Consider the following 13,911-nt stretch of genomic DNA (forward strand, 5'->3'; position numbering starts at 1 on the left):
TGGGGCTTGTCTCTATTCCGGCAGGAAATCTGGCACCGACAAATAACGCTCGCCGGTGTCATAGTTGAAGCCCAGAACACGGCTACCCGCTGGCAGTTCCTTCAGCTTGCTGGCGATCGCCGCCAATGTCGCGCCCGACGAAATGCCAACCAGCAATCCCTCCTCGCGCGCTGAACGGCGCGCATAGTCCTTGGCATCGGCGGCATCGACCTGAATCACGCCATCCAGCAACTGGGTCTGTAGATTGGCAGGAATAAAGCCCGCTCCGATGCCCTGAATCGGGTGCGGGCCGGGCTGGCCACCGCCGATGACCGGGGACAGGGCCGGCTCCACCGCATAGACCTTCAGACCCGGCCATTGCGCTTTCAAAACCTGCGCGACGCCCGTGATATGACCGCCCGTACCTACGCCCGTAATCAGCGCGTCGATCGGCGTGTCGGCGAAATCGGACAGGATTTCCTGCGCCGTGGTGCGGACATGCACGTCGATATTGGCGGGGTTCTCGAACTGTTGCGGCATCCAGCTGCCCGGCGTCTGCGCCACCAGCTCCAGCGCGCGCTCGATCGCCCCCTTCATACCCTTTTCACGCGGGGTGAGGTCGAAACTCGCGCCATAGGCCAGCATCAGCCGCCGCCGCTCGACCGACATGCTTTCGGGCATGACGAGGATCAGTTTGTAACCCTTGACCGCCGCGACCATCGCCAGCCCCACGCCGGTATTGCCCGACGTTGGTTCGATGATGGTGCCGCCCGGCTGCAAATCGCCGGACGCTTCGGCTGCCTCGATCATCGCCAGCGCGATACGGTCCTTGATCGATCCGCCGGGGTTCGATCGTTCGGATTTGATCCATATTTCGGTGCCAGCAGGCGCATCGGCAAACAGCCGTGCGACGCGGATGTGCGGCGTGTTGCCGATGGTGTCCAGAACGGAATCGACTTTCATACGGGCTTCTCCTGGCTGTTATGCGCCTCCCGTATGTCGGGTGGGTCGAACGTGCGTGCAAGGCGCAATTCGGGAAAGAGCCGCGCCCAGATGATGGTGATGATGATAGCACCGATGCCCCCGCCGATAACAGCGGCAATCGGCCCGACCAGCGCGGCCAGAAAGCCGCTTTCCGCCTCGCCCAGTTCGTTGGATGCCGAAATGGTCAGCTGCGACAGGCTCGACACGCGCCCGCGCATGGCATCGGGCGTATGCAGCTGCACCAGCGACTGGCGAACGAACACGGAAATCATGTCCGCCGCGCCCAGTACGATCAGCGCCGCGATGCCCGCTTCGATCGCGATGCTGCGCGGCATGAATGCGGTGCAGCCAAAGGCGATCGTCGCCAGCCCGAACAGGACGACTGCGCCCAGCATTTTGAGGCCGACTTCACTCTTCATCGGACGAAAGGAAAACCACAGGGCCGTCGCGCCCGCACCGATGCCCGGCGCAGCAGCCAGATGACCCAGACCTGCGGACCCGACATGTAATATGTCGCGCGCATAGACGGGCAGCAGCGCCGTCGCCCCGGCCAGCAATACGGCGAACAGGTCCAGCGTGATCGTCGCCATCACCAGCCGATTGCCCCGCACATAGGTCAGCCCGTCGATCATCTGGCGAATGGGGTGGCGGGTCATGTCACGGGCTGGCTGCGGCACTGGCCCGATCAACAACATTGCAAACAGTGCAATGCCAAACAGCCCGGACGCCAGCGCATAAGCCCCCCATGGCGTCGCAGCATAGGCATAGCCGCCCAGCGCCGGACCCACGATGGATCCAGTCTGCCACACCACGCTGGAAATCGCGATGGCGTTGGGAAGCACCTCGCGCGGGACCAGATTGGGCGCCAAAGCGCCATAGGCCGGGCCATTGAACGCCCGCGCGATCCCGACGATGACGGCGATGCCGAATATCAGCGGCAGGCTGATCCACCCCTCGAACGTGGCAAAAGCCAGCAGCCCGGCGGAAATCGCCAACAGCGTCAGTGTCAGCCGCGTAATCATCCGCCGGTCATAATGATCCGCCACCCACCCTGTAACCGGTGTCAGGAAAAACAGCGGCAGGAATTGCGCCAGTCCTATAAGGCCCAGCTGCGCCGATGCGCCTGACGTCGTCATGGTTTCGCGGGCGATATTATAGGCCTGCCACCCCAGCACGATCATCATGCTATACTGGGCAAGTACCGCGCACAGCCGCCCGACCAGATAGGCCCGGAAATTGGGGACGTGCAGCGGATGGGTGGGGAGGGCATGCGCGGTCATATCCACTGCCTTAGCCGCCTTGCCCGAACGGAAACAAGCGTGGCGCGCGATATGTCACGCAGCTTTTCTTGGGGCCGCAATGCCTGCCCTATTTTGCGGGCTTATGGCCGCAGTAACAGACCGCTGACTGATCCGTTGCGAACCGAGCAGACGAACGGCCTATTGTCGTTGCCAATAGCGACATGGCCCTCGACTTCCCAACCGGTCGCCATGCTTCTGGCGACCGCCTGACCAATCAGCCGCGCGCCCGCGCCCATTTCCTGACGCGCCTCAACGACGCAGGCGTCACGCGCCCCGCCTGCGCTGGTGATATTTCCCTGACCGGGAGAGGCATAGGGATAGCGTCGCGCTTCCCGTTCGGCCTGCCGGTCGCGGGCAATATCGCTGACGATCGCTGCACCGACGACATCGCGCGGAAGTATAACTCTCTGCGCATATATGGGGCCACCGGTAAACAGGCCTGCGATGATGCAGATTGCTGCGAACTTCATGTTCCGCCCTCCAGTCCGTGCCTCGCCGCCGCTTATTTGAACAGGCTGCCCAATATGCCGCGCACCAGATTGCCAGCGATCCCGCCGCCCGACGATTTGCGACGGGTGCCGCCGCCGAAAACGGCCCTGCCCAGTTCATTGGCGACCTGCCGCCCGACCGAGGAACCTGCCGCGCGTGTCGCCGATTGGACCGCCTTTTCCAGCGCGGATGGCTTGGCGGCCTCCCGCTGTTCCACCGCATCACGCCGCGCCTGTTCCTTCAGCGCGGCTTCCTGCTGCTTGGCTTCGACCTTTGCCTGTACGGCGGCGGCCTTGTCGGCCTCCGCCTGCGCCTTGCCTGCCTGTGCAGCGGCAGCGGCGGCCTGACCGCGCGCTTCCAAAATCTCCTGCGCCGACTCGCGATTGACCGCATCGTCATATTTGCCCGCACAGGGGGAGATCGACTGGATGATCGCGCGTTCCTTGTCGCTCACTGGTCCCAGCCGCGACCGGGGCGGGGCAATCAATGTGCGCTGGACGATGCCGGGCGACCCATCCTCCTGCAACAGTGACACCAGCGCTTCGCCGACCTTCAATTGCGTGATCGCGGTTTCGACGTTCAGGTCCGGGTTGATACGGAATGTTTCCGCCGCTGCCCTGATCGCCCGCTGGTCGCGCGGCGTGAAGGCGCGTAGCGCGTGTTGCACCCGATTGCCCAATTGCCCGGCCACATCTTCGGGAATGTCGATCGGGTTTTGCGTCACGAAATAGACGCCCACTCCCTTGGACCGGATCAGCCGCACGACCTGCTCGATCTTGTCGGTCAGCGCTTTTGGCGCGTCATCGAACAGCAGATGCGCTTCATCGAAAAAGAACACCAGCACCGGCTTGTCCGGGTCGCCCACTTCGGGCAGCGTTTCGAACAGTTCGGACAACAGCCACAGCAGGAACGTGGCGTAGAGCTTGGGGCTTTGCATCAGCTTGTCGGCGGCAAGGATATTCACATAGCCGCGACCCTGATCGTCCACCTTCAACATGTCGTGAATGTCGAGTGCCGGTTCGCCAAAGAAATGGTCGCCGCCCTGACTTTCCAACTGGAGCAACTGCCGCTGGATCGCCCCGACGCTGGCCCTGGTCACATTGCCGAAGCGGGCGGACAGCGTGTCTGCATTATCCGCGCAGTAACTCAACATCGCCTGTAAATCGCTCAGGTCGAGCAGCAGCATCCCTTCTTCATCGGCATATTTGAAGGCGATGGTCAGCACGCCTTCCTGCGTTTCATTCAGGCCCATCAGCCGGGCGAGCAGCAACGGTCCCATCTCGCTGATGGTCGTGCGCACCGGATGGCCCTGCTGCCCATAGAGATCCCAGAAAATCGCCGGATTGTCGGCATAGCTATATTGTTCGATCCCAATCTCGGCCGCCCGCGCCACCAGCTTGTCGGCATTTTTGGCGGTGGGAGAACCGGCCATGGCGATGCCAGACAGGTCGCCCTTCACATCGGACAGGAACACCGGCACACCCAGCGCGGAAAAGCTCTCCGCAATGCCCTGCAATGTCACCGTCTTGCCCGTGCCGGTCGCGCCTGCAATCAGCCCATGGCGATTGGCCCGGCGCAGGTTTAATATCTGGGGAACCCCGCCATCTTTTTCCGGTGCGCCAAGACCGATGAAGATACCGTCGCTCATCCTATCTTCCCCAAAACAAAAAACCGTCATCCCTGCGAAGGCGGCAACCCATCTCCTGCGCTACCCTCATTGACGAGGATGGGAGATGGATGCCCGCTGTCGCAGGAATGACGGAATTAACCGCACATCTTCCTCTCCCACAAGGGGAGAGGAGTTTGTAACCTTATTTATCGCGCAGACGCACCGGCAGGAAGATAGGCTGCTGGCCGCGACGCAGCACCTGGAGCAGGATGGCGTTGCGCCCCTGACCCGACACGGCCTTGACCTGCGCGTCCAGTTCCGCCTGGCTGGCGATGGGACGGTTGTTGGCGGTGATGATGACATCCCCGCGCCGCAGCCCCTTCGATCCCGCATCGGTCGATCCGTCCACGGCTGTGATGACGACACCGCGCGTATCGGCAGCCACACCCAACTGACGAATGATGCCCGGCGTCAGCGGTATCGCCGAAATGCCCAGAGATTGCTGTGCGGCTTGCCCCGGATTCTGATCCTGCTGGCTAAAGTCCTCATCCTGCTGCGGCGCGAAGTTGCTCAGTTCGTCTTCGGACGGACGTTCGCCCACGACCGCATTCACGCTCTGGCGCTGGCCATTGCGCAACAATACGATCGGCACGCTCGACCCGATCGGCTGCGACGCGACGATGGACGACAGATTCTGGTCGGGGCTGACTTCCTGCCCCGCCACGCTGACGATCACGTCGCCCGCCTTGATGCCTGCCTTCTCCGCGCCCTTGCCCGGCTCCACGCCCTGCACGAATTCGCCACGATTCTTTGCCAGACCCAGCGAATCGGCCAGATCCTCGCTCAGCGGGCTGATCTGTACGCCCAGATAGCCACGCTTGATCGTCTGCCCCTTTTGCAGGGTGGCGACGATGGGCGCGGCCTGTTCCGAGGGGATGGCAAAGCCGATGCCGACATTGCCGCCCGACGGCGACAGAATCTGGCTGTTGATGCCGATGACGTTGCCGCGCATGTCGAACATCGGGCCACCGGAGTTGCCCTGGTTGATCGACGCATCGGTCTGGATGAACTTGTCATAGCTGCCGCCGGTGCCGCGATGCAGGGCGGAGATGATGCCCGCCGTGACCGTGCCGGACAAAGCGAAGGGGTTGCCGATCGCGACGACCCAATCGCCCACGCGCGACTTGGTGCTGTCGCCGAACTTGACGAAGGGCAGGGGCTTTTTCGATTCGATCTTCAGCACCGCCAGATCGGTCGCAGGATCACGCCCGATCAGCTTGGCCGGATATTCTTCCTTGTTCGTCAGCGTGACCGTGATGGAATCGACGGTTGCGCCTTCGGCCCCGGCGGACACGACATGATTGTTGGTCACGATATAGCCGTCGGCGGAGATCAGAAAGCCCGACCCCAGCGATTGCGCCTGCCGCGTCTGCGGCTGGCCACCGCCCTGTTGCCCCTGACCGAACAGGTCGCCGAACGGCGTGCCCGCGAACGGGTTCTGGGTCTGCACCTTGACGCGCTGCTTGGTCGATATGTTGACCACGGCTGGCTGGAGCTTCTCGACCATGTCGGCAAGGCTGGCGGGCGCACCTGCAGGAGCCGCTGCCTGAATGCCCTCATTCTGCGCGACCTGCGCGCCGACATTGGGGGACGTGATGGCGATGGCGGTGCCGCCCAGCAGCAGGGCACCGGTAATGGCATAAGCGTAACGCACTCGTGACGGTCCTCTCATGAACTTCAAACAGGGGAAAAGAAGGCGGGACTCTGGGTGAAACCTGAAAATGCGCCGACTTGCCTTAACCCTCATTGAATGGTGCTGGTTCCGAAATGAACCAGAGGCGGATTAACGCCGCCCCTGAAACTGCCGGAGGAATTCATTGTTTGGCGACAGGATGATGTTGGTCTGGCCGGGCTTGTCCGGCGCGAAGGTATAGCGATAGCTCTGCATGCCCCGATAGAAATCATAGAAATCGGGGTCTTTGCCGAAACTGTCGGAATAGATGCGCGCGGCGTTGGCGTCCGCTTCGGCACGGATGATCTGCGCCTGCTTGGCGCCCTGCGCACGGATGGTCAGCGCTTCCTGCTCGCGCGCGGTGCGCATCCGCGTGAAGGCGCTTTCCAGCGGCGTACCATCGGGCAGGTCGGCCCGCTTGATCCGCACGTCCACAATCTCGGCACCATATTGGCGCGCGACGCGATCAAGGCCTGCCTCGATATTCTGCATCACCTGACCACGTTCCGGGCTGAGCAGCGCGGCAAACGGCCGCTTGCCCAGTTCGTTACGCAGCGCAGAACCCAGGATCGGGCGCAGCGCATCGGATACGCGCTCTTCGCTACCCGCCGCGATATACATGCGCAGCGGATCGACGATGCGATAACGAGCAAAGGCATCGACCTGCAAACGCAACTGGTCGGTGGACAATACCTGCTGCCGTTCCATTTCGACCGACAGCACGCGCTTGTCGATCCACACGATCTGGTCGACGAACGGCCAGCGCAGGATCACGCCTGCGCCGGTCTCGCCGAACACTTCCCTGGGCCGATAGCGGTTGATGATCGCCTTGGGATCGCCAAAGCGCACGATCACGCCCTGCCGGGTTTCCGGTACGATGGTCACGGTGCTGCCGATCAGGATCAACAGCGCAAGCAGAACAAGCGCAAGCGCGACGGGTTGACGCATGAAACCGGGCATCACTGGCCCCCCGTGGTGCTGGTCGTCGTGCTGGCCGTGCCGCTGGATGCGGATGGCGACGCGGGCGTCGCCGCCTGCGCACGGCGTTTGATTTCGGGCAGCGGCAGATAGGGCGTCACATTGCCGCCCTCAACGATGGTCTTGTCGACGTTCGACAGCACGCCCTCCATGGTTTCATAATACATGCGACGGCGCGTCACATCGGGCGACAGGCGATACTGCGCATAGACCTTGTCGAACGCAGCGGCTTCGCCCTGCGCCTTGGCCGTCACCTGCTGGGCCGCAGCGCGCGCTTCGTTCAGGTAAGTCTGCGCGGTCTGTTGCGCAGCGGACACGGCCTTGAACGCGTCGTTGACGGCGGTTGGCGGATCGGCCTGCTTGATGGCGACGCCCTGAATGCGGATGCCTGACTTATAACCATCGAGTATTTCCTGCATCCGCTGTTCGACCTGCTGCTCGATAGCGGTGCGGCCTGCACCCAGCGCGTCGTCCAGGCTGACGCTCGCCAGCACGGCGCGCATCGCGCTTTCGGCGACTTCGCGCACGGCGGCGTCGGGTTCGGATAACTGGAACAGGTAAAGCTCAGGGTTGCGGATATTCCACCGCACCGAATAGGCCAGATCGATGATATTCTGGTCACCGGTCAGCACCAGATTCTCGCTTTCCGCGCTGGCCGATCCGACGTCGATGGTGCGAATTTCCTCGACATCCACGGTCGTTACCGCCTCGAATGGCGCAGGCAGCGTCAGGCTGATGCCCGGCGTCAGTGTGCGGCTATATTTGCCCAGCAATGTCACGACGCCGCGTTCCTGCGGGCCGACCCGATGAAAACTGGTCATCACCAGCCACAGGATGAGGATCAGGCCAATGGCGATCGGCCACAGCGCCTTGCTGTTGCCGCGCGGAGACATGCCGCCAAAGCCGCCGCCTCCATTGCCACCGCCGCCGCCCTGACCGAAACTTTCGCGGCCACGGCGCAGCAGTTCCTCGATCGCCGATGGCCCCTTCTGACCGGTCGGACGCGGGGGCTGAGTCCACGGATTACGCGGGCCTCCATCGCCCGACCCTGGACCATTGCCGGAGCCGTCGCTGCCGTCCGGTCCGTCATTCTTGCCGCCCCATGGGCCTTGAGCCATGCTCGCGATGGCGGGCATCCACCCGAAAATTCTTTTCATGATCCCTTCTATAGGTAGGGTTTCGACCGAAAAACAGTGCCAATGGCCGCGTTTATTTCCTACAGGGCGTCGTCATGACCGATCTTGCTGATTTCACCGCCCGTCTGACCGCCCTGACCGATGGCCGCGCCAGCGCCCCACGGGTCAGGGATGGCGTGATGACCATTGCCCTGAATGTGGGCGGACTGTCGGCGGATCGCCGCGACGGACTGGCCGACGCGATCCGGCAAGGCGCACTGACCGTGCCCGGCGTGACCGACGTCAGGATCGCCATGACGTCGGAGCGCAGGGCGATGCGGATCATCGCGGTCGCGTCGGGCAAGGGTGGCGTGGGCAAATCCACCATATCGGCCAACCTCGCAGTCGCGCTGCACCGGCTGGGCCATCGCGTCGGGCTGGTCGATGCCGACATCTATGGTCCCTCGCAGGCAAAGCTGATGGCGAGCGAGGATCAAAAGCCGCAGGCACGCGACAAGAAACTCTTCCCCGTCCACGGCACGCTGGGCATCCCGATGCTGTCGATGGCCCATCTGGTCGATCCGGGCAAGGCGCTGGCGTGGCGCGGGCCGATGGCTGGCAATGCGCTGTCGCAACTGGTCGATGCCAACTGGGGCGACGTCGATCTGCTGATCGTGGACATGCCGCCCGGCACCGGGGACATTCAACTGTCGATGTTACAGAAACACAAGCCCGCAGGCGCCGTGATCGTCTCCACGCCGCAGGATTTGGCGCTGATCGACGCGACCCGCGCGGTCAGCCTGTTTGAACAGGCGGGCGTGCCGATGATCGGGCTGGTGGAAAATATGGCCGGCTATGCCTGCCCCCATTGCGGCGAAATTTCCGATCCCTTTGGGCAGGGCGGCGCGGAAACGGCGGCGGGCGAGATGGCGATGCCGTTCCTGGGCCGCGTGCCGCTGGCGATCGACATCCGCCGCCGCTCGGACGCGGGCGATCCTCCGGCGGCTGGCGAAGGCGACCATGCCGACATCTTTCGCGCGATCGCAGGCAAAGTGTCGGACTGGGTCAAGGCGCTGCCGGGCTGACGACATCGCTCGATGCAGGAAGCGATGGCTAATGAAGCATCATGTGTTCCCGCCTGCGCAGGAACACGCTTTGACGCTTTTGAAGGCAAGGGAACGTCCCGCGTCCTCCCGCGTCCTCTCTCTGACACAGGAGAACGCCCATGCCGCTCACCGACCCGCAGGACATCGCCACGCTGCTCACCGAAACCCGCACCATCGCGCTGGTCGGCATATCCGACCGGCCCGATCGGCCCAGCTATGGCGTGATGCATTTTCTCCAGAGCCACGGCTATCGCGTGCTGCCGGTCAATCCGCAGATCGCGGGCGAACATGTCCATGGCGATTTTGTCTGGGGTCGCCTGTCCGACATTGGCCTGCCCATCGACATGGTGGACATATTCCGGCGCAGCGACGCAGCAGGCGAGGCGGTCGATGATGCCATCGCGGCGGGCGCGAAAGCAGTCTGGATGCAGTTGGGCGTTATCAATGAAGCCGCTGCCGCTCGCGCCGAGGCCGCCGGGCTGAAAGTCGTCATGAACCGCTGCCCCGCCATAGAGATACCGCGTCTGGGCATCGCGCCCATAGCCGCCGAATAGCGCTAGGCAGCACGCCCAAGCGCATCTATCAGACCCCTATGGCGCGCATACCGCGAAAGCGATCGGACAAGGGAAAGAGTGGCGGCGGTATCGACCGGCGCACGCTGCTGGTCGGGGGTGGGGCGGCGGCCGGGCTGCTGATCGCGTGGGGCGCATGGCCGCGCCGCTACGCGCCCAACCTCAACGCCGGTCCCGGCGAAACGATCGTCAACGCCTTCCTGAAGATCGACCGGTCTGGCCAGATCATCGTCATCGTGCCGCAAACCGAAAGCGGGCAGGGGGTGACGACCGTCCTACCGCAGATATTGGCCGACGAACTGGGCGCGGACTGGCGCACGGTCGCGGTGCAAAGCGCGCCGGTCAGCCCCCTTTACGCCAACACGTTGCTGGCGCGCGAATGGCTGGCGAGCGACTGGACGCGCCTGCTGGGTGGCGTGGGCGACTGGGCGGTCGGCCAATATGCGACCCGCTCCGCGCTGATGCTGACCGGCGGCGGCACGTCGGTCCCGATGTTCCACGATGCCTATCGCGACGCAGGCGCGGCGGCGCGCGTGCTACTGTGCCAGGCGGCGGCCGCGCGCTGGGGCATCCCGTGGGAAAGCTGCGACATAGTCGATGGCCTGATTACCGATGGCGCGGCGCGCCGGATGAAGATCGGTGAGGTGGCGGGCGACGCGATGCAGTATAAGCTGCCCGACATATTGCCCCTGCGTCAGGGGCAGGACGGGCGGCTGGCGGGACAGGATCTGCCCCGGCTCGACACCCCGTCCAAGATCGACGGCAGTCATAATTATACCGCCGACATTCGCCTGCCCGACATGGTCTATGCCTCCATCCGTCAGGGACCGATCGGCGACGCGCTGCTTGCCGGGGTGGACGAACGCTCTGCGAGCGGCGTCACGGGATTCCTCAAACTGGTGCGGCAGGATCGCTGGGTCGCGGCAGTGGCAAGCAACTGGTGGGCCGCGAACAAGGCGCTGGATCTGGCCGATCCGGTCTTCACTCTGCGCGGCACCCCGGTCAGCAGTAACGGCATAGACAATGCGTTGGAGTCTGCCTTCGCCGGATCTTCGGGGCAGCGCCTTTATCAACAGGGCGACCTTCTCCCTGTGTTCGAAGGGGCAACCATCCTCGCCAGCGAATATCAGGTGGACGCCGGACTGCACCTTGCGATCGAACCCATGGCCGCGACCGCGCGGGTAACGGATGATGGTGCGGAAATATGGATGGCGACGGAGGCGCCCGGCCTTGCCCGCGCCGCCATCGCCGACGTGCTGGGCCTGGCCGACGAAGCCGTGACGCTGTATCCCCTCCATGCCGGTGGGTCGTTCGGGCGCAAGATGGACTGGGACGCAGGCGTGCAGGCCGCCCTGCTGTCCCGCGACATGGGCCGCCCGGTCCAGCTTCTCTGGTCCCGGCTGGAGGATGTCATACAGGACCGCCCCAGCGCCCCCGCTCACGCCCGCATGGCCGCCCGGCTGGGCCGCAACGGCGCGATCGCAGGCTGGCTGGCAAAGGTCGCCGCCCCTTGCGCTATAACCCAGACCTGGGCGCGCATCGCCGACCGTGCCTTGCCCCATGAAGCGGCAGCGGCCGGGTCCGATAAGGCAACCCGGCTTGCTGTCGCTGGCATGGTGCCGCCCTATGCCATTCCCAACTGGGCGGTCGATCACTATCCCGTCGATGTCGGTTTACCTGTGGGGCTCGCTCAGGGAAATGCGCGCCTGCACGGCGCGTTCTTCACCGAAAGTTTCGTCGATGAACTCGCCCATCTGGCGAACATGGAGGCGATGAGTTTTCGCATCCAAATGCTCGGCGGCAACCCGCGCCTCGCCCATTGCCTGTCCACCGCCGCTGCCATGGGCGGATGGCAGGGCGGCATAGCGGGCAGCGGGCAGGGCATCGCCGTCCACATGATGGACGGTGCCTATGCCGCGATCCTCGTGGAAGCTGCCATGAGCGGCGATCGACTGAACGTCACCCGTATCGTCGCGGCGGTCGATGTCGGCGATCAGGTCAATCCCGACATCGCCCGGCAGCAGGTGGAGGGCGGTCTTATCTATGGTCTGGCCTATGCCATGGGCGCGTCCGTTCCCTATGAACGCGGCCTGCCGACGCGTGCGATCCTTGGCCGGATGAATCTGCCGCGTCTGGCCGACATCGGCGAAATCAACGTCGAGCTGATCCGCAGCACCGCTGCGCCGACCGGCGTCAGCGATCTGGCCGCTCCGCTGGTCGCGCCCGCGATCGCCAACGCCCTGTACACATGGACAGGTCAGCGTTTGCGCCGCCTGCCGCTATTGGCCACATCATGACATTACCCCCCGATCATCCCGCCATCCCGACTCCCAGGGTCGGCGTTCTCATCATCAACCTTGGCACGCCCGACGCGCCCGACGCCAAATCCGTGCGCCGTTACCTTGGCGAATTCCTGTCCGACCGCCGCGTGGTGGAGATACCGCCGCTGCTCTGGCAACCGATCCTGCGCGGCGTCATCCTGACCACGCGCCCGCGCAAATCCGCCCATGCCTATGGTCAGGTATGGACGGCGGAAGGATCGCCGCTGGCTGTCAACACCCGCGCCGCCGCCCATGCGGTTCAGGCGGCTATGGGCAGCGACGTGCATGTCGACTGGGCCATGCGCTACGGCAATCCGTCGATCGCATCGCGGCTGGACGCGATGAAGGCAGCGGGGTGCGATCGCATCCTGATCGCGCCACTTTACCCGCAATATTGCGGCGCGACGACGGCGACCGCCAATGATGCTGCCTTTGCGGCGCTGGCCCGGATGCGCTGGCAACCGGCGCTCCGCACGCTGCCGCCCTATCATGACGACCCGGCCTATATCGACGCTCTCAAGACCTCGGTGGAAATCAGTCTCGCCGCGCTCGACTTCACGCCCGATGCGCTACTCGCCAGTTTCCACGGCATGCCCGAACGCACGCTGCATCTGGGCGATCCCTATCATTGCCAGTCGGTCAAGACGGTAAGGCTGTTGCGCGACGCGCTGTCGTTGCCAGTGCATATGAGTTTTCAGTCCCGCTTCGGGCGGGCCAAATGGCTTGAACCGGAAACGGAATCGACGCTTACCAAATTGGTTCGTGAGGGTGTCTGTAATGTTGCGGTTTTATGTCCGGGGTTTTCGGCGGACTGCCTTGAAACCCTGGAGGAAATCGCCCTGCGCGCGAAAGAGGTGTTTTTACGCGAAGGTGGCGAAAAATTTGCCTATTTGCCCTGTCTAAACGCATCGCCCGAAGCTATCATTCTGTATCACAGGCTTATCAGCCGTGAACTGTCGGGCTGGATGGACCAGCCGGGTTAGTCAGGAAGAGGATGCCCATATGTCGAGAGTAGCGATCGTGACCGGCGGAACGCGCGGGATCGGCCAAGCGATCAGTCTGGCGTTGCAGGACATGGGCTATACCGTCGCAGCCAATTATGGCGGCAACGATGCCAAGGCGCAGGCTTTTACGGAAGAAACCGGCATCGCCGCGTTCAAATGGGACGTGGGCGACCATCAGGCGTGCCTGGATGGATGCGCGGCGGTCGCGGAGCAGCTTGGCCCCGTCGATATCGTCGTCAACAATGCGGGCATCACGCGTGACGGCGTGCTGGCCAAGATGAGCTTCGACGACTGGAACGAAGTGATGCGCATCAACCTGGGCGGCTGCTTCAACATGTCCAAGGCGACGTTCGGCGGTATGCGGGAACGCGGCTGGGGCCGGATCGTCAACATTGGATCGATCAACGGGCAGGCGGGCCAATATGGCCAGGTGAACTACGCCGCCGCCAAGTCGGGCATCCATGGCTTTACCAAGGCTCTGGCGCAGGAAGGGGCGAAGGCGGGCATAACCGTCAACGCGATCGCGCCAGGTTATATCGACACCGACATGGTGGCTGCCGTGCCGCCTGCGGTGCTCGAAAAGATCGTTGCAAAGATCCCCGTCGGCCGTCTGGGCCAGGCACATGAAATCGCCCGCGGCGTCGCCTTCTTCTGTAGCGAAGAGGGCGGTTTCGTGACCGGCAGCACCCTGTCGATCAACGGCGGCCAGCATATGTATTGA

12 protein-coding genes are annotated in these 13,911 nt (G+C 63.7%); 5 read left to right on the forward strand and 7 right to left on the reverse strand.

Annotated elements, in window-relative coordinates:
- Nucleotides 1-12 precede the first annotated feature (12 nt).
- The 7 genes from cysK to hflK all read right to left on the reverse strand — a co-directional run bounded on the left by cysK (nucleotide 13) and on the right by hflK (nucleotide 8,229).
- Nucleotides 13-942, reverse strand: a complete 930-nt coding sequence (gene cysK, locus WA070_RS18520; protein WP_422635369.1) for a cysteine synthase A — start codon at nucleotides 940-942, stop codon at nucleotides 13-15.
- Complete coding sequence (locus tag WA070_RS18525; protein WP_422635370.1) at nucleotides 939-2,243, reverse strand: MFS transporter; 1,305 nt, start codon at nucleotides 2,241-2,243, stop codon at nucleotides 939-941. The genes cysK and WA070_RS18525 overlap by 4 nt, the downstream gene beginning before the upstream one ends.
- A gap of 101 nt (nucleotides 2,244-2,344) precedes the next feature.
- On the reverse strand, nucleotides 2,345-2,734 hold the full coding sequence (locus WA070_RS18530) for a hypothetical protein (protein ID WP_422635371.1): 390 nt from the start codon (nucleotides 2,732-2,734) through the stop codon (nucleotides 2,345-2,347).
- 32 nt (nucleotides 2,735-2,766) lie between these two features.
- Entirely contained in the window at nucleotides 2,767-4,401 is a 1,635-nt protein-coding gene (locus tag WA070_RS18535; protein WP_422635372.1) for a helicase HerA-like domain-containing protein, read from the reverse strand.
- Nucleotides 4,402-4,564: 163 nt separating this feature from the next.
- Nucleotides 4,565-6,076 (reverse strand): Do family serine endopeptidase, encoded by a 1,512-nt coding sequence (locus WA070_RS18540; protein ID WP_422635373.1) that lies wholly within the window; start codon nucleotides 6,074-6,076, stop codon nucleotides 4,565-4,567.
- Between the two features lie 129 nt (nucleotides 6,077-6,205).
- Entirely contained in the window at nucleotides 6,206-7,054 is an 849-nt protein-coding gene (hflC, locus tag WA070_RS18545) for a protease modulator HflC (protein WP_422635374.1), read from the reverse strand.
- Entirely contained in the window at nucleotides 7,054-8,229 is a 1,176-nt protein-coding gene (hflK, locus tag WA070_RS18550; RefSeq protein WP_422635375.1) for an FtsH protease activity modulator HflK, read from the reverse strand. Before hflK ends, hflC begins: the two co-directional genes overlap by 1 nt.
- A gap of 74 nt (nucleotides 8,230-8,303) precedes the next feature.
- Here hflK and WA070_RS18555 point away from each other — a divergent pair, with 74 nt between their 5' ends.
- From WA070_RS18555 to phbB, 5 genes are all read left to right on the forward strand, one after another.
- On the forward strand, nucleotides 8,304-9,272 hold the full coding sequence (locus tag WA070_RS18555) for an Mrp/NBP35 family ATP-binding protein (RefSeq protein WP_422635376.1): 969 nt from the start codon (nucleotides 8,304-8,306) through the stop codon (nucleotides 9,270-9,272).
- 140 nt (nucleotides 9,273-9,412) lie between these two features.
- Nucleotides 9,413-9,847: a CoA-binding protein gene (locus tag WA070_RS18560; RefSeq protein WP_422635377.1), complete on the forward strand. Its 435-nt coding sequence runs from the start codon at nucleotides 9,413-9,415 to the stop codon at nucleotides 9,845-9,847.
- Nucleotides 9,848-9,885: 38 nt separating this feature from the next.
- Nucleotides 9,886-12,162, forward strand: coding sequence for a molybdopterin cofactor-binding domain-containing protein (locus tag WA070_RS18565; protein ID WP_422635378.1), 2,277 nt, complete (start codon nucleotides 9,886-9,888; stop codon nucleotides 12,160-12,162).
- Nucleotides 12,159-13,169 carry a ferrochelatase gene (gene hemH, locus WA070_RS18570; RefSeq protein WP_422635379.1) on the forward strand — a complete coding sequence of 337 codons (1,011 nt, stop codon included), beginning with the start codon at nucleotides 12,159-12,161 and terminating at the stop codon, nucleotides 13,167-13,169. The genes WA070_RS18565 and hemH overlap by 4 nt, the downstream gene beginning before the upstream one ends.
- Nucleotides 13,170-13,188: 19 nt before the next feature.
- The gene (gene phbB, locus WA070_RS18575) at nucleotides 13,189-13,911 is read left to right on the forward strand and encodes an acetoacetyl-CoA reductase (protein WP_422635380.1); all 723 of its coding nucleotides are present in this window, start codon (nucleotides 13,189-13,191) and stop codon (nucleotides 13,909-13,911) included.

Origin of the sequence: Sphingobium sp. (assembly GCF_049304695.1) — a bacterium.
GTDB lineage: Bacteria > Pseudomonadota > Alphaproteobacteria > Sphingomonadales > Sphingomonadaceae > Sphingobium.

Coding starts and splice junctions, on each gene's coding strand:
- cysK (WP_422635369.1), bottom strand. CDS start 942: ATGAAAGTCGATTCCGTTCTGGACACCATCGGCAACACGCCGCACATC.
- WA070_RS18525 (WP_422635370.1), bottom strand. CDS start 2,243: ATGACCGCGCATGCCCTCCCCACCCATCCGCTGCACGTCCCCAATTTC.
- WA070_RS18530 (WP_422635371.1), bottom strand. CDS start 2,734: ATGAAGTTCGCAGCAATCTGCATCATCGCAGGCCTGTTTACCGGTGGC.
- WA070_RS18535 (WP_422635372.1), bottom strand. CDS start 4,401: ATGAGCGACGGTATCTTCATCGGTCTTGGCGCACCGGAAAAAGATGGC.
- hflC (WP_422635374.1), bottom strand. CDS start 7,054: ATGCCCGGTTTCATGCGTCAACCCGTCGCGCTTGCGCTTGTTCTGCTT.
- hflK (WP_422635375.1), bottom strand. CDS start 8,229: ATGAAAAGAATTTTCGGGTGGATGCCCGCCATCGCGAGCATGGCTCAA.
- WA070_RS18555 (WP_422635376.1), top strand. CDS start 8,304: ATGACCGATCTTGCTGATTTCACCGCCCGTCTGACCGCCCTGACCGAT.
- WA070_RS18560 (WP_422635377.1), top strand. CDS start 9,413: ATGCCGCTCACCGACCCGCAGGACATCGCCACGCTGCTCACCGAAACC.
- WA070_RS18565 (WP_422635378.1), top strand. CDS start 9,886: ATGGCGCGCATACCGCGAAAGCGATCGGACAAGGGAAAGAGTGGCGGC.
- hemH (WP_422635379.1), top strand. CDS start 12,159: ATGACATTACCCCCCGATCATCCCGCCATCCCGACTCCCAGGGTCGGC.
- phbB (WP_422635380.1), top strand. CDS start 13,189: ATGTCGAGAGTAGCGATCGTGACCGGCGGAACGCGCGGGATCGGCCAA.